The organism is Qipengyuania vulgaris (assembly GCF_009827325.1).
Lineage (GTDB): Bacteria > Pseudomonadota > Alphaproteobacteria > Sphingomonadales > Sphingomonadaceae > Qipengyuania > Qipengyuania vulgaris.
This window is the reverse complement of record NZ_WTYC01000006.1, coordinates 1-18,377: the sequence shown is the minus strand read 5'-3', so window position 1 is coordinate 18,377 and position 18,377 is coordinate 1. Positions and strand designations below refer to the sequence as shown.

The window sequence follows — 18,377 nt, the reverse complement described above, 5'->3', positions numbered from 1 at the left end:
CAGGCCTCGTTGGGGGGCAGAAGGCAATGCTCCTTAACTCCGAAACGACTGCCTCGTACATGTCCTCTGTCGCCTTCAACCACGATCCGAGTGGCTTGGCGCTATATAATTCCGGCTATAACAGGATTGACCCCCGTCGCGCGCAATCGCTTGCGACAAACGTGGGTAAAAGCGGGCTCGGTCAGGAGTTTTTGCGGAACGACGAAATCGAAGGTACCCGGTACTTTTCGGACATTTGTGTAGCAGGTGATGTCCAAGACAGCGTCCACGGCATTATTGCCGACGACGAGTTTGGTCGCCTTACTGTTAGCGTTCAACGTGGCTTTAGCTCTGAATACTTTGACAGAACCCACTCTGCAAAGTTGGAGGCGCTTTTACCTATCATCGCCCGCTACATCCGTGCGTCGAAACTTACGACCTGTCTTGCGGCTGGTCCGGCAGGCGAGAAGCAATTGTTCGGCTGCCTGGTCACAGCCGATTTGGAATATTTGACCTCAGCCAAAACTGGGCCGAGGTTGGGCAAACAGCTATCGCAGCAGCTGGCCTTCTCAAATGGGAGACTTTGTTTCAATAATGCTTCGCTGCAAGCTGTTTTTGATAAAGGCGTTCAAGCGGCACTTTTTGGAAGTGGGGCATTCTTTAAAATCAACGAGACAGCTTTTCGCTTTTCGCCAATGCCAGCGCAACTTGCCTGGCTTCACCCAGGCGAAAAATTTGCCATGCTAACGGTGTTTAGAGACAGCAACGTTGAAACCGTTTCCCTCTTTGCTGAAGCTTTCGAATTTTCAGAACAAGAAACTCGCTTACTAGCTTTGCTTTGTGACGGGCACAGTCTGCGCGCATGCGGTATGAAACTGAACGTAAGCTATGAGACAGTACGTTGGCATGTAAAGAACATGGGGTCGAAATCGAACTATTCGCGTACTCCCGAAATGCTTGAAGCAGCGAGACTGGGAAATTTGTCCCGAATTTTCTAGCTGCGCTGTTGAACACAAAGATAAAAAAGCAGTGTTGCGGTCCAGGTTGTCGCTCAGGCTCCTATCATATGGTATTCGGGAAACAATAAATTCACCGGTATTATCACTGATCCAGTTTCCGCCCCGCTGTTTCCATCATGCAGATGTCGCGTCCGTCCCGCGCCGTCGCACAAGCGGAAACCAAAGCACACGCTATCGTTGCAGTAACCTAGCCAGATTTCATAGCGACGATTTGCTTGAATCGGCGAATGTCAGCAATCGGATCGTAAGCCGCCAGTCTGTTTTTCGCCGCTTGACCACCGAAATCGGAGAGTCTCCGTCCGGCACCAAAGCCGCCATCAGGTTCCCATTATATTCCTGTCGGGTAAGTCCGGAAACCCGCAGAATTCTGCGGGTTTCCGAAAGTGGCGCACCCGACATGAAAGTGATGGGCACTGTAATCATTGGGAAATTCTAGTTTCCCCACCCTTATAACGGCAGCTTTGCGCCCCAATCTCGGACACTCGGATTGACGCAGATCGTGCCTGAAAGTTGTCATTCGGTCAGACCCAATTCGGCGCAGGGCTGATAAAAACCGGCCCGGTCGCTTTCGGGCATTGAGCGAAATCCCCCTCTATCTTGCTCGCCGGGAAAAGAGCATATAACTGAGCGAGTGATTTGCATCTGGTGCCTCAACGATTTTCCGAAGCTTTCGCTTGAGCACGGGATTCCCGAGGCGCTCGGCTGTCCGCCCGATCTGGAACTTCGCGACACCACCTGCGCCGAATGCAACAATCGCCTCGGCACGATTGATCAAGCCCTGTTGAAGTCGTTCGAGGCAATCAGCGTGATGTATGGCGTACACCTTCACCTGGTCGGGCTACACATCCCAGTATTCGCCATCTCGAACACCTTCGAATGGTCGCCAAGTAGCAACGTCTGCGAACCGCACGGACACAGCCGAAGTCGCGATGGGAAGCATGGCAGGGTCGGTAGACGCCGCTGCAGAAACTTCATTCGATTGGGGAGCCTGGAATGAAACAGGTGTTGGCGAACGAAAGCGGTTTTTCAGACTGGATGGCGATGTGGTTATCAGCCCAGCAACCTTTAGCGCTGGCTATTGCGGCACCAGTACCACACCTAGCAATATGAAGGATATTCGAGGGTTAACGGCGCACGAGTTAGGCCATACCCAAGGTTTGGGGCATAAACTCACTACCCAGACAACCAGAGACATCATGTATGGCTATGCATACAACGGCGCATGGCCGAGCACTCTGTCTGAAGCCGACAAACGTAGCCTTAGGTGGTTGTATGATTAATAGAGTGGGCTCATTGTTAACATTGTGTTGTATGTTGGCCTCGTGCGCTACTGCGCCGAGCATGTCTCCGCGACAAAGCTCTCAACCGAACCTAGAAGTACGACGGGACGTTGGTTTCGTTACTTTAGCCTCAAAAGACAGTTCGTTTGACTTTAGCTTTCGATATCCTGAGGGAGCGGTCGTCACAAAGATTGTCGGCCACGGTGGGAGCGGCTATCAGATCGCTGGTAACTCCTATATTTTGAGGATGACAGCAGGACAGGAATCGGGATCGGTATCGTGTTCGAATGAACAGAATTGTGAGATGTTCACCCTCACATACCCATCTGCAGTACCTGAATACGCGCTTAGATCGCTGGACCCTCCACGCATTGGTTCGGACATTGCGCACCCGACGCAATCCGAAGAGCGATTTCCGACTCAAATTTTATCGCTGTCACCGATAACGGGCGACCGGAGGATATTCGTCGAAACCTTTTGCAAGGTTCGAAGTGAGTGCATTCGCTTGATACAAAACCTTGAACTAACGGCAGGATCGGATAATTGAGATCCCCGTCATAGCCGCATCATGACGTGAATTCACGACGAGGATAGCACGTTTTTATTTGCGGATAGCGGAGCACCAGTCGCCGTACCGATCACTTGGAACGAGCTCAAAGCAACGGAGAATGCCAAGCCTTTCGGCATAGCTGATGCCAACAAACTGATTGGCCGCAGTGCATCGAAATCGCTCGCTGGATGGGGGTTCGCGGTACAAAGTTTGCCGGACATTTAGCAGCAGTCTCAAGGCTACCGCTTTCAAAGGGTCGAGCCAGCGGTCAGATATGCTTCGACCCACCGGACCAATGTCGGCATTGATGCAGTTCTCGCTTAAAAGCAGACTGACCGCAAACGGCCCCGAAGTCGCCATTAGGTGCCCATTATATTCCTGTCGGGTGAATCGAAAATCCGCAGAATTCTGCGGATTTTCGCTAATGGCGCGCCCGACATGAATATGATGGGCACTGTAATCATTGGGAAATTCTAGTTCCCCTACCCCGATAACGGCAGCTTTGCGCCCTCATTTCGGACATACGAGGTCGAAATCCAACGTCCCGAAAAGCGTTGGGGTGGACGCCCCCTGACGGCATCTATGTGCCATATTGGAGGTGTTGAATCACCAGAGCAGGAGGCGTCCATGGTTGAGGCTAGCACAGTTGGTATTGATCTGGCGAAGTCAGTTTTCCAGGTCCACGGTTCGGATCGTAGCGGTGTGGTTTTATTCCGCAAGAAGCTACGTCGGGATCAGCTTTTACAGTTCATGGCAACATTGCCGCGATCCCTGGTCGCGATGGAGGCCTGTTCGAGCGCTCATTACTGGGCGCGCGAGATCGCCGCGGTCGGGCACGACACGAAGCTTATCCCGCCGGCATATGTGAAGCCGTTCGTCAAACGGCAGAAGAACGACATGGCCGACGCAGAAGCGATCTGCGAGGCGGCCCAACGCCCGACGATGCGGTTCGTTCAGGGCAAGAGCGCGCAGACGCAGGCGTCAGCGGTGGTGTTTCGCACCCGCGATCTCCTCGTGCGCCAGCGCACCCAGCTCATCAACGCGATCCGTGGCCACCTGACTGAGTTCGGTTACGTGGTTCGTAAGGGTGCCGGACACGTCGGCAAGCTGGTTGAAATTATCACCGATCCACAATCCGACATCCCGGCCGAAGCTCGACCGGTGCTGGCGATCATCGCGCAAAGCCTCGAGGGGCTTCAGGCGCAGATCGCACAGCTTGATCGGGAAATCGCCAGTCGTGCAAAGGCTGATCCAGTAGCCAAGCGGCTGATGACAATCCCCGGTGTCGGACCTGTCATCGCGACTGCGCTGGTAGCGCTAGCGCCTGCTGCTGGGACTTTCCGTCGTGGGCGCGACTTTGCTGCCTGGCTCGGCTTGGTGCCCAGACAGCACTCCAGTGGCGGGAAGGAACGGCTAGGGCGCACGACCAAGATGGGTGAGCGCAGCCTACGTCGGTTGCTGATCCTTGGTGCCAGTTCGGCAACGAAGGTTGCAGCGCGCAATCCCGAAAAGGCCAGCGCTTGGCTGGTCGGCATGCTGGCGCGCAAGCCACGAATGTTGGTGACCGTCGCGTTGGCGAACAAGATGGCGAGGATCGTCTGGGCGCTGATGGCGCACGGAGGAACCTACAGAGCTCCGGCCGCGGCGGTGTGATCGCCACGGCTTGAGGCGTCAGGGACGCAAGGGAAGGTCAGTAGAGAGGTATGGCGCAACGGTCAGAAGACGGGATCGGGATAACCAGTGTATGGTCCAAGCGCCTAAAGCGCGCAAAAGCGGTTTGGACCCGATCCGCGATCTCCATACAGGCCAGCAGCCCCACAATAAGGCTGCGTCAACAGGCCGGACACACGGAAGCACCTGAACCTGAGCGCAAAAAATCTCTCAGCACCCCCTTGAATCCGATGGGGCGTCCACACACGGACCGTCCGCTGCTCCGACGGTACTGCGTCAGCCTTTGGCGAGGTGGAACGCGACTGCTACTCTATCGTCAGCCGATATTTAAAGCTTCTTGCCGAAAGTCGACCGGATGTGTGAGAACGAGACCTCAGATCGGAAGGAACTTATTGGTGCAATCGAACCCGGATCGAAACACGGAAAACGTAGCAACGATCAAAGCCAGTGAGGGGCAACGCCCAATATCGCGGGAATTAGCTAAGCTGATCGAGCCGCTCCATGCCGAGTTTCCCAGTGCTGTTGAGATCAGTTTCACGTTCCGGAAAAACCTCCGCCTTCACATTGACGTGAAGACACTGGAAGAGGCGCATGCTGTCGAAGCAAGATTGCCCGCGCTGTGTGGGGGTGTCTTCCAAGAGTTATTCTCGGGCAGTTCCCCGCATCATGCGTTTTTTCATAGGGTGAGCGCGAAAGTTAGCCGCTAGTCGTCCACACCGCTTTGATCAGAGATGAAATCCTAGCGTAGCATCAGCGCCTTCCGCCAAGAATGGAGCCGAGCACGCCGCCCAATCCGCCTCCCAGACCGCCACCGGCTGTACCGCCCATGCTGCCGATGACCTGTCCCAACACGTCATTCAGACCACCGGGCTGACCCGGCTTGTTCTTTTGCGACGACAGGTATCCAGCAACGAGCATCGCCACGATTGGCAGCATCTTCTTTAGCAGTGCAGGGTCCAGCCCTGTTGTTTGCGATGCTTCTCCAGCTACTTGCCGACTAACATCCTTTGTCCCGAATATTTCGCCCAGGATGTTGTCGCCTTTTTCGACGTGTGTCGGTCCCGGCCCGACGACATCACGGCTGAGGTCTGCTCCGCCAAGCGTCTCCAGGATGGTCCCTAACCCGCCAAGACCACTGCCTTTCGAACCCTCGGCTCTCTGACCAAACCCACCGAGGATTGAAGGCAAAAGCGCTGCAGCACCTTGTTCCGCCTGTGCTTCGGATATGCCCAGCTGACTGGCGATGGCGCTAATTCCGCCCTGCGAGCGAAGGATTTCGTTGGGGTCCATTGCTATCTCCGTATTTGGGATTTCTCGAACTTACGGGATTTCGACAAATACGCAACGCAGAGTGACCCCCTTGCCAACGAACGGATCGCGGAGCATCCTCTTCGGGCTAACAAGGAGAAATTCATGAGCATTTTCGGAAAAATCAAGGACGCTATCTTTGGCGAGGCGAAGGCCGCATCCCCGAAGCCTGGTGCCGGGAATGTCGCCCCTACCGCCAGTCCCGGCACAAAGACGCATCAGACAGCTCCCGCGGAAGTTTCCGAAGTGGACGTCGAACGCAATCTGGCGGCCATGGCCGAGGGCAAGGACTTGAATTGGCGGACTTCGATTGTCGATCTCATGAAACTGATCGGTGTCGACTCCAGCTTGGACAACCGTAAGGAACTGGCTCAGGAACTGGGCTATGCAGGCCAGCTCGATGGAAGCGCAGAAATGAATATCTGGCTCCACAAGGCAACGATGCGCGAATTGGCAGCCAACGGCGGAAAGGTTCCGCCCGAGCTTCTTAACTAGAATTCGCGCTCTTCAGTCAATCGGCCTCGCAGCACGCGGCATGCGAGGCCGATTAGCGTTTGTCTTTATTGTTCGACTGCGACGGGTCCCTGTCCCGGCTGCGTGTAGATCTGGTAAGTTTCTCCACCTGCGCAATTTGCGGTGATTGTTCCGTTTGCGCCCCGCTCGGCGTTCGCTACTTCAGTACAGGTCTGTCCGCTCTCTGCGATCACCTCACGAGCAATGCGGGACGGCAGTCCTTCAGGAGCGGGCTCCATGACAACGGGCGCGGTCATCGTCGTCGAGGGAGTTTCCGCGGCCGGCACCTCGGTTGGCGCTGCTTCTTCGGCAGGCTCGGAATTGCACGCAGCGAGCGCAATGCAGAGGCTAAGAATTCCGATCGTTCGAGTGTTCATTTTCCGAGTTCCTTATTCAGCGGCTTTACGCATCACCAACCTAGGTGGAGCGCAATTGCAGAGACCGTTAGCTGTTATCTTCTACCTGGGCTCCCGGCCCGTTCTTTTTAAACGATTCGATGGCTGAGATAGCAGACGATTTGCTGGTGTAGCCTTCCGACGCGAACATGACCTCCGAGTTGTATTTGAACCGAACGCGAAACTCGCCTTTTTTGTCTTTATGTATCTCGAACTTATGTGCCATATCTCGTTCCTTCAAATCAGTTCACGATAAATGTGATCACCATGGTCACACGCCATTCGGCAACGCTTCCGTCCCGGACGACTGCCTTTGTGTCTTTTACCCATGCGCCCTCGATATTGGTGACGGTTTCGCCGACCTTGGCGATGCCATCGCGGACTGCAGCCTCTATCCCCTGAGTTGAGCTCGCAATCACTTCGATCGTTTTAGCTATCGCCATTTCAGTCCTCCTTTGAACATTTAGACCAGTGCGTTGCTCCACCTGGGGGCGCAGCAGTTGAGGCGCTCAGCGCTCTATTAAATTTGTTAAACCCTGGGGTGCGTCCAAAGCAAGTCGCTATCCCCATCTAGATTTAGGAGTAAGGGTCAGAGAAGCCTGATTGGGCCGATGGGCCCGTGACTGGCAGTCTGGGCCTGGGACTGGATGGATCCCTGCGTTCGCCGGCGACAATAGCCCACTTTATGAAGGACATTGCTCAAGACACGCCCGTTACCTACTTTAATATACAGGGCGTATTATTCTTGGGGGCACGGATGGACGAAGGAAGCGAATTTGGAGCGGTGGACTTCTTCGAGTTGAAAGGGCGGCCTATTGTGGTCTGCCGTCAAAGCGAAGATGCTTGGGTCTGGACGCGAGGGGCATGGCAGAAAGAAACTGCCATTGCTCAGAACTGCTACAATGACGGTGACATCCTTGACCGCGATCAATTCGTTCGCCGGCATCCATATGCGGCCCTGGAGCTACTAGAACTTCACATCGATTGCTGACGAAGTTGAATAGCGTGGGGCGCGGCCTTCGCCAACGTGGAACCCGTCCTGCGAGGAACCGTTGAAATCAAGAACGGAAAATCAGACAGCAGTGGTGGCTCCTGCCTTACTTCACGTGGTATGGAAGCAGAATTCTGGCCGTTACGAAGCAAAGTCCGTGAAACCGTGCTACATCTCTGATTTTTGCACTGTTCGCAATTTGCCGGAAGCTTCAGATAGAGACATCACGCAGCTCTAACAAAAATATGAGCCAGCTCAGCCCCTGCATTCCCGACCCGGCACAATGGAACCGGTAAGTCCGCAAACGTCCCTATTGCGTTGAAAAACTCGGCCTGACCCGATCCTCAGCCGCTTTTCCGCAATAATGATTCGACGAAATGAGGCAGCTCGGAGTATTGATGCAGCAATGAACTCTGATGAGTTTTAAAATTTCTCGTCAAACCCGCCGCGGAGTTTATCAACACAATAGGCCCAATCCCAGACCTGTTAATGGCTACAACAAAATCCTGCTGACCGACTGATCGTTCGCATCGCACATGCGATCGCAGCCTGATCGCTCGGCCGTCACGTCATACTTCCGGGATAAAGCCGCGCGAGTACGTCCAGCCCCGTTTCACGCAGCAGTGCCGAAAGGCTAGCCTGCATGGCCGCGTCTTCGTTCCGGCAGCCCTTTCGGATTTCAGCGAAAGCGGCGCTGCGCTGTGCGACCGCGGTCTCGACCACGCCCTGCCAGTGCGGCGGATGTTCGCCTTCGTCCCAGTCGCCGCGTCCGCGCCCGTAATGAGCAACGGCGAGATAACGGAGCAGCGAGGTTACGACGAGGCGCGCGAAGAAATCCTGCGCCCAGCTCACCGTATTGCCGTCCTCCCCGCGCGCCATATTGATGCCGCGCGCCGCGGCGGTCGCGCCGAGCGCACCGAGAATGCCTCCCACGATCATCCCACCGCCAAGCGTCATCCCGCCCGCCATCAGATCCGCGCCGAGCCCGCTCACCGCGCCGGTGAACAGCCCTCCGAGCGCGCCCACAGCGCCTTCGGTAAGCCTTTCGTTGTGGGCATAATCTTGCGCAACCCGGTCGAGCACTTTCCTCGCTGCGCGACCAGAGAGGTTGTGTAGCGCGATCAGCTCATCAGTTGAGATGGCGGTGGTTTCCGCCAGTCGCAGACCCAATGCCTTCATCGCCTTGCCCGCCGCGGCATCGCCCTTGTCGCGTCCTGCTACGGCCGCGGCGAGCTTGCCTTGCCAGCCTGCATCCTCGACCGGTTCGCGATCGCAGGCGGCGCGGAGGAGATAGTGGGCGAGGACTTGCATCGACTTGTCGAAACGCTCGCGATTGAGTTCGTGCCAACGCTCTCTCAGCCGCACCATTGCGTCCCGCTTTTCAGGCGGCAGCAACGGCTCGACCGCTTCGAGCAGCTCGCCCTCCTGCACCCAGACACGAGCGAATGCATCGAGCGGCAGAGTGGCCGCCACCTGTCCGGACGCACCGATGTCGCTCCACCGCGCGACCTCGCCGGAAACGTCTTCACGCGGTGGACCGAGCTGGTTGAGCAACAACACCACCGGCTTGCCGATCCATTGCAGTACTTCCATCTCGAGCGCGACATAGGACGTCGCGGCCGGGTCTTCAGAGGCGTTGACCATGTAGAGGATCACGTCGGCCTGCTCGCGCGCGTTCTTCACCGCCTGCTGGCTCGACCACAGCGGTCGTTCGCGCCAGCGGTCCCACACCTGGTTCAGAAACCAACCGATGGGGTTGCCGCTCATGTGCAGGCGTTGGAGCAGCCGCGCGGTATCGCCGAAGCCGGGCGTGTCCCATAGCATCAGCGTATCCTCGCCCGTCTGCACGAGCAGATGCCCGCTGGCGAGATCGGTGACATGCGCCGCGTCGCGCACCTCGCCGATGTCCCGGCCCAGAAGCGTGCGCGCAAGCGTGGTCTTACCAGCATTGGTGTGGCTGATCAGACTGAGATTGACCGTGGTGCCTGCGTCAAGGGATTCGGTGACTTTCTCGGTCATCGGCGAAGCTCCGCATCGGGGAGTAGTCCGCCTTCCAGTCGCTCGGCAAGCGATTCTGTTTCGCCTCTCGAAAGGTCGAGCGAGAGCGGAACGATGCCCGCCTCGGAAAGGACGCTGCGCCATGCCGCAGATCGTCCGCCGATCCGTTCTTCGAATCCCGCTTGCCGCTCGAACCGGGAGCGGAACGGGCCTTCATCCACCAACGCCGCCAGCATCGTCCCGGCGGGCAGTGTTTTGGCGACGCCGCTCGCGAACGCCCCGTGATTTTCACTCTCAGGTGTGGCGGCGACGGAGAACAGGAGCGCTCGGTAATCGACGCCCGGATCGGGAGAGTGCGCGGCAAGCCAGTTTTCCTCCTCGCCATAAGCGACGGGCGGGTCGATAGTCACTTGCGCCCCGTCCCCCAGCGCGCGGGCGAGTGCGGCGGTAAGCGCGGATCTGGTCGAATGGTCGGGGGTATAGGCATAGGGCGTCACCTGTACACGGCCCACATCTCCCCTTCCGGCGCGAAGCAGGCGTCTGGTGTAGAAATCTTCTCGCCCGGATGTCTGCATGGCATGCGAAAGCCGTGCGACCCTCAACCCCTGCCATAGCGCCAGCGCCAGTCGCGGAAGGATTACTGCGCCTGCCAAAGTCGTAGTCCACAGATGGATCAATGGTCCCGCGATTATGCCATCTCCGTTGCTCCAGCGCAGCGCGGGGAAATCGCTTGCAGGTGGAATGTCCACGCCGGTCAGTGCGATCGCGGGGCCAAGCACCGTGGCCAGCAAACCATGGACAGCCTCGGGATCGAGGAAAGTACTTTCCCATCCCGCGCGATATTCCACCACCAGCGCACGTAGGTAGATGCCCGCGATCACTCCGGCGGCGAATAGCGCGGCCGACAGATGTAGCGTGCGGGCGATGCGCGCTCCGGCAAGCGGGGCGGTGAGCTTTGACCATCGCCGCTGGAAGGTGTCGGCGGCGCGTTGGAGCGGCGTGCCGCGGTTGAAATCGCGACGCGCTGTGCCCGCGATCCAGCCGACGGCGCGCGAGATCGGGTCGTGGCGGGGCCTGCCGATGCCCTTCACCGCCGCTACCGGCAGCCAAAGGTAAACGAGGAGGTTCCACGCAATGGTACCGAGCAGGGGCACCGCGAGCAGATCCATCCGCTTGCCTTGCCCGAATTCGTTCGCAAGGAGGCCCAGTCCCAGTGCCAACACTGGAAGCACCACGCCAAGCCAACGTGGCCAACTGCTGCGAGAGCTGAGAGTGGCAATGCCGGGATGTCGTGTTTTCAATCGTAAGGCGGCAAAGCGCGCACGAGCGACAAGAAATTCCTTGCCAGCCCACTTATCGGATTTGCCCGCTGCGGCACTCCGCGCAACGGCGTCAGCTTGGGCCCGATCCTCACGGGTTAGCAACGTAGCGTCGCTATCCTCCATCTCAAAAGCACGGACGAGCTCAAACGCACGCGCATCGTCTTCTCGCATTGGGAACTCCCCGGTTGACCGGACCATACGTGCGAACCTTAGTTATGCAAACGACGCGCAATTCAAGCCACATTTGAGTATGAATAGGAGCCCGCCTGATCCGCAGCAGGTAAGAGCGAGTTACTTCTCTTTGAAAGGAGAAGATAGAAGGGGCAGCGACCGCTTTCGGGGCGGCTCTGTGTCCTGGCGGACGCTCTGCTCTCGGCCCCAATGCCGCCATCAGGTGCCCATCACTTTCCTGTCGGGTAAATCCGCAAATCCCAGAATTCTGCGGATTTTCGCTAATGGCGCACCCGACATGAAAGTGATGGGCACTGTAATCATTGGGAAATTTTAGTTCTCCTACCCCAATGATGACCGCTTCGCGCCTTTATTTGGGTCAGTCACCGAAACGAATTCTGCCCTGAAAACAAACGTGTTTTTCACGTTGAAAAAGCCGGATTGGTCGGGAAGTGATCTGGATCCAATCTGATTGACCAGGGCTGCAGACTAGGCTTGCAATTCGGAGCTAGGGACATGGGTGGCTTAAAGGCATGAAATCAACCGCGGGACCAGATCACGAGCGGTTCGTCCCGCCCCCATGATGGTGGCCGAACCGGGTCCGCTCCAATCCCCATACCCAGCAAGCCAGAGCCTAGGCTCTTCGATTGTTTGGTGGCCTTGCAAATCCACTCGTCCGTCACCGTTCAAGACATTGAGCGAGCGCAGATGATCGAGAGCGGGCCGGAAGCCGGTGCACCAAATGATTGCGTCGACCTCGGCCTCACGACCATCCTGCCATACCACCCCTGTCTCGGTCATTCGGACGAACGGACGGACGGAGCGTAAAATTCCGCGATCGCGGGCCGCCTTTACTGGCGGAACCATCACGATATTGCCGATCCCGCCCACCGGTTCATCCCGATTTCCTGTCTTCAACCTTGCAATCGCACGCTCGAACAGAACGCGCCCATCGACATCATCCGGCAGAAGGATCGGTTCGCGGATGGTGACCCAAACGGCCTCCGCCGCCACATCCGCGACTTCGGCGAATATTTGGGCTCCGCTGTTGCCGCCCCCAACAACAAGCACCCTCTGTCCTTCAAACTGATCGGGCGCGCGGTAGTCCGCTGAATGTATTTGCCGACCTTCGAACCGGCGTCGCCCGGGAATATCTGGAACGTAAGGCTTGGACCAAGTCCCGGTCGCACTGACCACGAGCTTTGCCGTGTAGTCTCCTGTATGTGTATTTATGACGAGCCCCTCGCCCGCTCGCTGGATCTCGAGGACTTTGATCGGCCGGTCTACTGGCAGATCATAGCGTTCCTCATACCGTGAGAAATAGGCGATCACTTCATCACGAGTTGGAAATCCGTCATGATCTGCGGGAGGCATCAGCCAGCCAGGGAGCGAACTGTATCCGGCCGGAGAAAAGAGCCGAAGCGAATCCCATCCGTGCCGCCAGGTACCGCCGGGGCCAGGTTCGCTATCGAGAATTAAAAAATCAGTGCGAGCACGCCTTAGGTAATAGCCAAGTGCGAGCCCCATCTGCCCTCCGCCAATTACGATTATATCATGTGAAATCATGGGCGCCGGATTCTTTCACAAATCTTGGTGGGGGTGAGTGATCGTTCCTCACTCTCTGACGAACCACGACATCAATCCAGAATTATCAGACGGACGCTACCGTTGGCATCAATCCTGAATACCGTTCCATAGTCCTGTTCGGTCATTTCCGGCAGCGGATGGCCTCCGAAACTCGCGACGAGTTGGGGAACGGTGTTACTGTGACCCACTATCAGCACATCGCCTTTGACCTGAGATACCGCGGCGGCGAGTGAATCGGGATCCCGCGGATTGTAGGTAGCGATTGGGACGCCAATCCTCGCTGAAAGGGGGGCTGCGGTTTCCATCGCTCTTCGGGTTGCGGTGGCGAAGATCCCCTTGATATCTCGGCTTGCCAGTAGATCCGCGAGCTGCTCGGCCGCGGCTAAGCCTTCAGGATTGAGAACCGGATCCTCACCTGCGGCTTTTTGCATGTGCCTGGTAACAAAGATCGATCTCTCACCCTGAAGTGGTATTCTCTCAGTGGCGGAAGGAGCATTCGACGTTACGCAGGCGGCGAGGGCGAACATCGCGAAAAACAAAATCGAAAGCCGGATATTCATTTTCATATCCCTCCAGTAGCATCCACCCGATCCCAATCGTAGCGGACGGTCTTCTAGCGACCCGACAATACTGCCAGCATCCGTGCGAACGCTAGTAGGTCAGTCCTCACGCTTGTCTCCGCCCCAGCGGAATGGCGTGTGCCAGCTTGGAGCTTCTATCTCTCCACGCGAGAGCCTAAGGGCGAGTCCGATCATCGTCCCGACCGCAATGGCGACAGAGAGGTCTGCTAGAACTGTCATGGCAGCAGTTCCTAATAGCAACGCAAGATCTGCCTTGGGCAAGCGGAACCGATCGGACCAGCGGTGCGGTTCGCTCATTGTCCAGGCTGTCACAACCAGCAAGGCTGCGAGCGCGGGCAGCACGAGCGCACCTGCCAGTGGCGCTGCCACCAGCAAGACCAAAAACACGACAATAGCATGAATCATGCCAGCAACCGGTGTACGTCCGCCTGCATTCACATTGGTGGCCGTGCGGGCAATCGCACCGGTCGCAGGCAGGCCTCCAAAGAGGGGTGAAGCAATGTTAGCGGCTCCTTGTGCGATCAGCTCTGCATTGGAACGGTGAGCACCGCCGATCATCCGGTCGGCTACGATTGCGGAGAGCAGGGATTCGATACCCGCGAGAAAGGCGATGGTGAGTGCTGACGGAAGCAACGCGACCAGCAGGTCGGCACTCATCTTCGGAAGTGACGGCATCGGCAGGGTATCCGGCAGCGCACCATATCTAGCGCTCACAGTCTCAACGGGTGCCAAGCCAAGCGCTGTCGCAACGCTGGTGAGCACAACTACCAGCACCAGCCACGGGATTCGCGGCGCCAGGCGGCGCAGGATCAGCATCGCCGCAACCGCGCTGACGCCCATTCCGACGCTAACAGGATCGATGGATTGTCGCATTGCCCAAAGCCCTTCGAGCTTGGGTAGGAATTCGGCAGGCAACGCGGGGCCGGTCATCCCAGCAAAGTCCTTGAGCTGGCTGACCGCGATCACCACCGCAATGCCAAGCGTGAAGCCTTCGATAACTGCTTCGGGAACGTGGCGAATAAGGTGTCCCGCGCGCAGGAAACCTGCCAGTAGAAGAATCAACCCGGCCATCAGCGTGGTGATCAGCAAGCCGTCATAGCCATGATCGTGGATGATGCCGTATACCACCACGATGAACGCTCCGGTGGGGCCACCGATCTGCACCCGGCTGCCGCCCAGAGCCGAAATCACAAATCCGGCGACAATAGCTGTGACCAGACCGGCGGCAGGTGGCGCGCCTGACGCAATGGCGATGGCAATGCTTAGCGGGAGTGCGACTAGGGCCACGGTTACACCTGCGAGTGCATCGACCCCGAACTGGCTCCACGAATAGTCGCGGAGGGTAGTGAGTATCTTGGGTTTCACGCCCGTTCAATACACGCTCGGTCCGAATGTGGCATGCACCAACTCGACCGCTATTCTCCAACGGAGACTAGCAATGAGTTCCAAACATGGCGTCTTACGTGGGATGGCAGCTTTTAGATGAATTTGGCCGAAAGCAGACGGACAGCTAACCGCCCCGCATCCGCCGTTCCGATACATCTCAGGGCTGTCACGCCAGCCTCTGGCGGAAACGCCGACTGCCAACGATACTCTCCCCCGAGCGGAGCTGGATGTCGAAATCGCCGCTTTGTCGGGTAGTGATGGTGGCGATTGCAGAACGCCGAACCAAGCGCGAGCGATGAACCCGCACGAAACCGCGTGGTTCCAGTTCCTGTGAGAGATCCGCCAAAGTTCGGCGGGCTAATACGCTGCCGAACGGGCCGTGCAATTCGACATAGTTACCGGCTGCTCCGATCCAATCGATTTCGCCGGTCCGCAGCATCACCACGCGACTACCATCGCGAACTTCGATCAGGTCATCTGAGTTGTCGTCGCTGCCACGGGACAGTGCTGAGATTACGCCGATGTGCCTGGCAATCAGAAAAACTGCGAGGATCGAGACGTAAGTGATTACGTCCTTTCGAAGCTCAAACACCAGATATCCGCCGACTGAATCAGACAGCGTGTAATCGATTCCAGCCCATAAAAAGATCACAGCGCGGATCGCGAACATAGCCCCGCTATGGGCAAGGGAGATGAAGATGCAGGTTACAAAGTGGAATGCGACTGCCCGCCAGAATGCACCTTCAGCGAGGCGCGCTGCTATAAATAAGACCAACGGAAGCAGAAGGAGCCAGGCAGCATAGCTGCTGCCTTCAAGTGCCCAAGCATGCGAAGTGGCGATTGGCTGGCCTAAGGCGCGTCGCTGATCGATCAGACTTGCCGCGTTGACCAGCATATAGATGAAACCAAAGACCAGGAAGGTTATGGCAGCGATCCATCGAGGGTCGCGCCAGAACTGCCCAAAGGCTTGGACACCGCTCGGCCCTTGATCCCCGCCGTTCGTCAATCTGCCTCCCACGTTTTAGCCCGTCGGCTCCGCCGTTGATCACGACCCGCGTGCGCCCGGTCAACCCCCACCTTAATCCGGTTGGCAGGTTAGATGGCAAGGAGAAATGAGATGCAAGCTGCCGTAGCGCTTACCGGCCGACAATTCGGTCTGGACTGGCTCAGGATCGGCGCATTCGGGCTCTTGATCGTGTATCATATCGGCATGTTCTTTGTGCCATGGGGTTGGCACGTAAAGACTGCCGAGCCGATCGATTGGGCTGTGTGGCCGATGATGGCAATTAATCCCTGGCGCCTGATGCTGTTGTTCGTGATCTCGGGTGTCGTCTCCCGTGCGCTAATCACAAAGTTAGTCCGTCCAGGAAGTTTCGCCGCTAGTCGCTCGATCCGCCTGCTCCTCCCACTTTTGGCGGGAATGGTGATCTTCGTCGCGCCCCAACCTTGGTTCGAGCTGAGGGACAGGGGTGGATACGAGGACGGGTTACTTCATTTCTGGCTTAACGATTACTTCGAATTCGGAGGAAGCCGCGGCACTCCGCTACCCACATGGAACCACCTCTGGTTCATTGCCTATCTTTGGGTTTATACGATGGGGCTTGCCATTCTCGCTGCCCTGCCAGTCGAACTGCGCCCGAAAATCCAGCATGGCTTCGACAAGCTGTTTTCCGGTTGGCGGCTGATCGTATTGCCGATCGTTTGGCTAACCATCGTTCGGTATGCACTTCACCCGGCATTTGGCGAGACCCATGCCTTAGTGGATGATCCTTATGCTCATGCAGTCTACGGCTTCAGTTTCTTCTTCGGGGTTGCCTTGGCTCGGTCGAATACTGCGTGGACCGGGATTTTAGGCGCATGGAAGCACCTCCTGCTCATAGCGGTGCTGGCTTGCCTCGCGATGTTTGCTATCCATGCACAAGGGAATGGCTCCGCGCTTATAGAAGCCTCTCGCATCGCCGCGCGCGCTACACTCGCGTGGTGCGCAATTCTCGGGCTGCTTGGTTTTGCCCAGTCCCATCTCCACCGGGATAGCCAGGCGCGGCGGTACCTGACTGAGGCAATCTTCCCTTTCTACATCGTCCACCAAACCATCATCATCGCTGTAGGGTTCTGGCTCAAGCAAACGGGCATCGCTGCACCATCTCAGTTCGCAATCATCCTATTTGCGACGCTAGCAGGATGCATACTGACGTATGAGCTCGGTCGTAGAGTTGGGTGGCTGCGACCATTCCTCGGGCTGAAGAGGAAAGCGCCAATTCAAAAGAAGAGAGAAGATGATGCCGAGACCGGCCACGGAAAATTAAAGCGTCAACGCCCTCATAGGAGTGAACTGTGCCACGGTAGCCCCCTTCCAAGAGGTCGTGACTTCCTAACGGCAGCTTTCGCCCTTCCTGCGCCTGTACACGGACGGGCAGCTATCGGCCCCAAAGTCGCCATCAGGTGCCCATCATATTCCTGTCGGGTGAAACCGAAAATCCCAGAACTCTGCGGATTTTCGCTAATGGCGCACCCGACAGGAGCGGACAAGGAGGCATCACCGTCCAGTAAAGCCTTTACCAACGCTGTTCGCGCTTCGCGTGAGCGTGAAGGCAGGCTGGCAATGACGGCTTCGGCCCAACGTTGGTCATCGTTGTAATGGGCGTCGGTGACATCGCCAGCAGCGGTATCGGTCGTTTTCGGCATGACGATTGTTTCGGCGTTTTCGGTGACGGTCTTTTCGGTCATCGGTCGAGCGTGCCATAGTTCGTCAGTTGGTCAACGATATCACGCCGATGACCGATGATGCCGATGACCGTGGAGAAGATTATTACACGCGCCATAGGGAACGCTACAATGCGATTCGAAGTCCATGCCGATGCGAGCATGGCCCACGCCGCATTGTGCCCCGTCGGATTGACATTGTAAGGTTTCACCTATGGCCAGGATGGCCGTAGAGCAGTTCTGATGGCCTTCAGGCTGCGAGTGCTCGATAGACGCTGGCACGACCGATGTTCATCTCACGGGCGATTGCAGAAGCTCCCATGCCTTTCTGGTGAAGTGCCTTGACCTGCTTATGGTCGATGGTTGCGGGACGGCCTTTGTAACGTCCATCGGCCTTGGCCTTCGCGATGCCTTCCAACTGTCGTTCACGGCGGATGTCATTCTCGAACTGCGCAACGGCACCAAGGATGCTCAACATCAACTTGCCCGTGCTGGTATCGGTATCGACACCGTTTTGGTTGATGCAGCGGAACGCGACACCTTTGCTCGCCAGTGTCTCGATGATGCGGTGAAGGTCACCGACCGACCTTGCCAACCTGTCGAGCCGCGTGACGATGAGCGTGTCGCCTTCCCGAACGAAGTCGAGTGCATTGGCGAGTTCGATACGGTCTTTGGCCGAACGACCAGACATCTTCTCGGCGAAGACCTTCTCGCATCCAGCATGGGCCAAAGCTTCGTTCTGGATATCGAGCGACTGTCCCGACGAACTCACCCGTGCGTATCCGACCAGCATCCGCGTCTCCTGTCTCGTTAGGCTCTAGGCCACGACATCGCAGATGTTTCGAATCTGTCAGCAACTCATTTGGGACGCCGAAACTGTCTCACGCCGATGTCCCGCTCGGGCTTAGCCATGCGGGATGGGG

Annotated in this window: 18 protein-coding genes; 7 read left to right on the top strand and 11 right to left on the bottom strand. The window is 57.3% G+C overall.

Annotated elements, in window-relative coordinates; genetic code table 11:
- The first annotated feature begins 59 nt into the window (after nt 1-59).
- The 4 genes from GRI69_RS11590 (at nt 60) to GRI69_RS11575 (ending at nt 4,481) form a co-directional block, all read left to right on the top strand.
- On the top strand, nt 60-977 hold the full coding sequence (locus GRI69_RS11590) for a helix-turn-helix transcriptional regulator (RefSeq protein WP_237453083.1): 918 nt from the start codon (nt 60-62) through the stop codon (nt 975-977).
- A gap of 652 nt (nt 978-1,629) precedes the next feature.
- A complete protein-coding gene (locus GRI69_RS16430; protein WP_160728443.1) occupies nt 1,630-1,995 on the top strand; it encodes an HNH endonuclease in 366 nt (121 codons plus the stop codon).
- Nucleotides 1,928-2,278: a matrixin family metalloprotease gene (locus GRI69_RS16425; RefSeq protein WP_419957072.1), complete on the top strand. Its 351-nt coding sequence runs from the start codon at nt 1,928-1,930 to the stop codon at nt 2,276-2,278. Before GRI69_RS16430 ends, GRI69_RS16425 begins: the two co-directional genes overlap by 68 nt.
- Nucleotides 2,279-3,455: 1,177 nt before the next feature.
- Entirely contained in the window at nt 3,456-4,481 is a 1,026-nt protein-coding gene (locus tag GRI69_RS11575; RefSeq protein ID WP_160728441.1) for an IS110 family RNA-guided transposase, read from the top strand.
- A gap of 768 nt (nt 4,482-5,249) precedes the next feature.
- On the opposite strand, the gene GRI69_RS11570 is transcribed toward GRI69_RS11575, so the two are convergent.
- The gene (locus tag GRI69_RS11570; RefSeq protein ID WP_151885240.1) at nt 5,250-5,789 is read right to left on the bottom strand and encodes a DUF937 domain-containing protein; all 540 of its coding nucleotides are present in this window, start codon (nt 5,787-5,789) and stop codon (nt 5,250-5,252) included.
- 123 nt (nt 5,790-5,912) lie between these two features.
- Here GRI69_RS11570 and GRI69_RS11565 point away from each other — a divergent pair, with 123 nt between their 5' ends.
- The gene (locus tag GRI69_RS11565) at nt 5,913-6,302 is read left to right on the top strand and encodes a DUF3597 domain-containing protein (RefSeq protein WP_151885241.1); all 390 of its coding nucleotides are present in this window, start codon (nt 5,913-5,915) and stop codon (nt 6,300-6,302) included.
- 65 nt (nt 6,303-6,367) lie between these two features.
- Here GRI69_RS11565 and GRI69_RS11560 read toward each other — a convergent pair whose 3' ends face one another.
- The 3 genes from GRI69_RS11560 to GRI69_RS11550 all read right to left on the bottom strand — a co-directional run bounded on the left by GRI69_RS11560 (nt 6,368) and on the right by GRI69_RS11550 (nt 7,158).
- Nucleotides 6,368-6,697, bottom strand: coding sequence for a hypothetical protein (locus GRI69_RS11560; RefSeq protein ID WP_151885242.1), 330 nt, complete (start codon nt 6,695-6,697; stop codon nt 6,368-6,370).
- Nucleotides 6,698-6,764: 67 nt separating this feature from the next.
- Complete coding sequence (locus GRI69_RS11555) at nt 6,765-6,941, bottom strand: YegP family protein (RefSeq protein WP_151885243.1); 177 nt, start codon at nt 6,939-6,941, stop codon at nt 6,765-6,767.
- Nucleotides 6,942-6,957: 16 nt separating this feature from the next.
- Nucleotides 6,958-7,158, bottom strand: a complete 201-nt coding sequence (locus tag GRI69_RS11550) for a dodecin family protein (RefSeq protein ID WP_151885244.1) — start codon at nt 7,156-7,158, stop codon at nt 6,958-6,960.
- 242 nt (nt 7,159-7,400) lie between these two features.
- Here GRI69_RS11550 and GRI69_RS11545 point away from each other — a divergent pair, with 242 nt between their 5' ends.
- On the top strand, nt 7,401-7,706 hold the full coding sequence (locus GRI69_RS11545; RefSeq protein ID WP_160728440.1) for a hypothetical protein: 306 nt from the start codon (nt 7,401-7,403) through the stop codon (nt 7,704-7,706).
- 564 nt (nt 7,707-8,270) lie between these two features.
- On the opposite strand, the gene GRI69_RS11540 is transcribed toward GRI69_RS11545, so the two are convergent.
- The 6 genes from GRI69_RS11540 to GRI69_RS11515 form a co-directional block, all read right to left on the bottom strand.
- Nucleotides 8,271-9,725 (bottom strand): DUF3482 domain-containing protein, encoded by a 1,455-nt coding sequence (locus tag GRI69_RS11540; protein ID WP_160728439.1) that lies wholly within the window; start codon nt 9,723-9,725, stop codon nt 8,271-8,273.
- A complete protein-coding gene (locus GRI69_RS11535) occupies nt 9,722-11,197 on the bottom strand; it encodes a DUF2868 domain-containing protein (RefSeq protein WP_160728438.1) in 1,476 nt (491 codons plus the stop codon). The genes GRI69_RS11540 and GRI69_RS11535 overlap by 4 nt, the downstream gene beginning before the upstream one ends.
- 525 nt (nt 11,198-11,722) lie before the next feature.
- A complete protein-coding gene (locus tag GRI69_RS11530) occupies nt 11,723-12,763 on the bottom strand; it encodes an ArsO family NAD(P)H-dependent flavin-containing monooxygenase (protein WP_160728437.1) in 1,041 nt (346 codons plus the stop codon).
- Nucleotides 12,764-12,834: 71 nt separating this feature from the next.
- Nucleotides 12,835-13,350 carry a SixA phosphatase family protein gene (locus GRI69_RS11525; protein ID WP_151885247.1) on the bottom strand — a complete coding sequence of 172 codons (516 nt, stop codon included), beginning with the start codon at nt 13,348-13,350 and terminating at the stop codon, nt 12,835-12,837.
- 93 nt (nt 13,351-13,443) lie between these two features.
- Nucleotides 13,444-14,730 carry a SulP family inorganic anion transporter gene (locus GRI69_RS11520; RefSeq protein WP_160728436.1) on the bottom strand — a complete coding sequence of 429 codons (1,287 nt, stop codon included), beginning with the start codon at nt 14,728-14,730 and terminating at the stop codon, nt 13,444-13,446.
- Nucleotides 14,731-14,917: 187 nt separating this feature from the next.
- Nucleotides 14,918-15,757 carry a LytTR family DNA-binding domain-containing protein gene (locus GRI69_RS11515; RefSeq protein ID WP_160728435.1) on the bottom strand — a complete coding sequence of 280 codons (840 nt, stop codon included), beginning with the start codon at nt 15,755-15,757 and terminating at the stop codon, nt 14,918-14,920.
- Between the two features lie 111 nt (nt 15,758-15,868).
- On the opposite strand from GRI69_RS11515, the gene GRI69_RS11510 reads away from it, so the two are divergent.
- Nucleotides 15,869-17,389: an acyltransferase family protein gene (locus tag GRI69_RS11510; protein ID WP_160728434.1), complete on the top strand. Its 1,521-nt coding sequence runs from the start codon at nt 15,869-15,871 to the stop codon at nt 17,387-17,389.
- Between the two features lie 315 nt (nt 17,390-17,704).
- Here the strand turns inward: GRI69_RS11510 and GRI69_RS11505 are convergent, their stop codons facing one another.
- Nucleotides 17,705-18,247, bottom strand: coding sequence for a recombinase family protein (locus GRI69_RS11505; protein ID WP_160728433.1), 543 nt, complete (start codon nt 18,245-18,247; stop codon nt 17,705-17,707).
- Nucleotides 18,248-18,377: the final 130 nt, after the last annotated feature.

Coding starts and splice junctions, on each gene's coding strand:
- GRI69_RS11590 (WP_237453083.1), top strand. CDS start 60: ATGTCCTCTGTCGCCTTCAACCACGATCCGAGTGGCTTGGCGCTATAT.
- GRI69_RS16425 (WP_419957072.1), top strand. CDS start 1,928: ATGGGAAGCATGGCAGGGTCGGTAGACGCCGCTGCAGAAACTTCATTC.
- GRI69_RS11575 (WP_160728441.1), top strand. CDS start 3,456: ATGGTTGAGGCTAGCACAGTTGGTATTGATCTGGCGAAGTCAGTTTTC.
- GRI69_RS11570 (WP_151885240.1), bottom strand. CDS start 5,789: ATGGACCCCAACGAAATCCTTCGCTCGCAGGGCGGAATTAGCGCCATC.
- GRI69_RS11565 (WP_151885241.1), top strand. CDS start 5,913: ATGAGCATTTTCGGAAAAATCAAGGACGCTATCTTTGGCGAGGCGAAG.
- GRI69_RS11560 (WP_151885242.1), bottom strand. CDS start 6,697: ATGAACACTCGAACGATCGGAATTCTTAGCCTCTGCATTGCGCTCGCT.
- GRI69_RS11555 (WP_151885243.1), bottom strand. CDS start 6,941: ATGGCACATAAGTTCGAGATACATAAAGACAAAAAAGGCGAGTTTCGC.
- GRI69_RS11550 (WP_151885244.1), bottom strand. CDS start 7,158: ATGGCGATAGCTAAAACGATCGAAGTGATTGCGAGCTCAACTCAGGGG.
- GRI69_RS11545 (WP_160728440.1), top strand. CDS start 7,401: ATGAAGGACATTGCTCAAGACACGCCCGTTACCTACTTTAATATACAG.
- GRI69_RS11540 (WP_160728439.1), bottom strand. CDS start 9,725: ATGACCGAGAAAGTCACCGAATCCCTTGACGCAGGCACCACGGTCAAT.
- GRI69_RS11535 (WP_160728438.1), bottom strand. CDS start 11,197: ATGCGAGAAGACGATGCGCGTGCGTTTGAGCTCGTCCGTGCTTTTGAG.
- GRI69_RS11530 (WP_160728437.1), bottom strand. CDS start 12,763: ATGATTTCACATGATATAATCGTAATTGGCGGAGGGCAGATGGGGCTC.
- GRI69_RS11525 (WP_151885247.1), bottom strand. CDS start 13,350: ATGAAAATGAATATCCGGCTTTCGATTTTGTTTTTCGCGATGTTCGCC.
- GRI69_RS11510 (WP_160728434.1), top strand. CDS start 15,869: ATGCAAGCTGCCGTAGCGCTTACCGGCCGACAATTCGGTCTGGACTGG.
- GRI69_RS11505 (WP_160728433.1), bottom strand. CDS start 18,247: ATGCTGGTCGGATACGCACGGGTGAGTTCGTCGGGACAGTCGCTCGAT.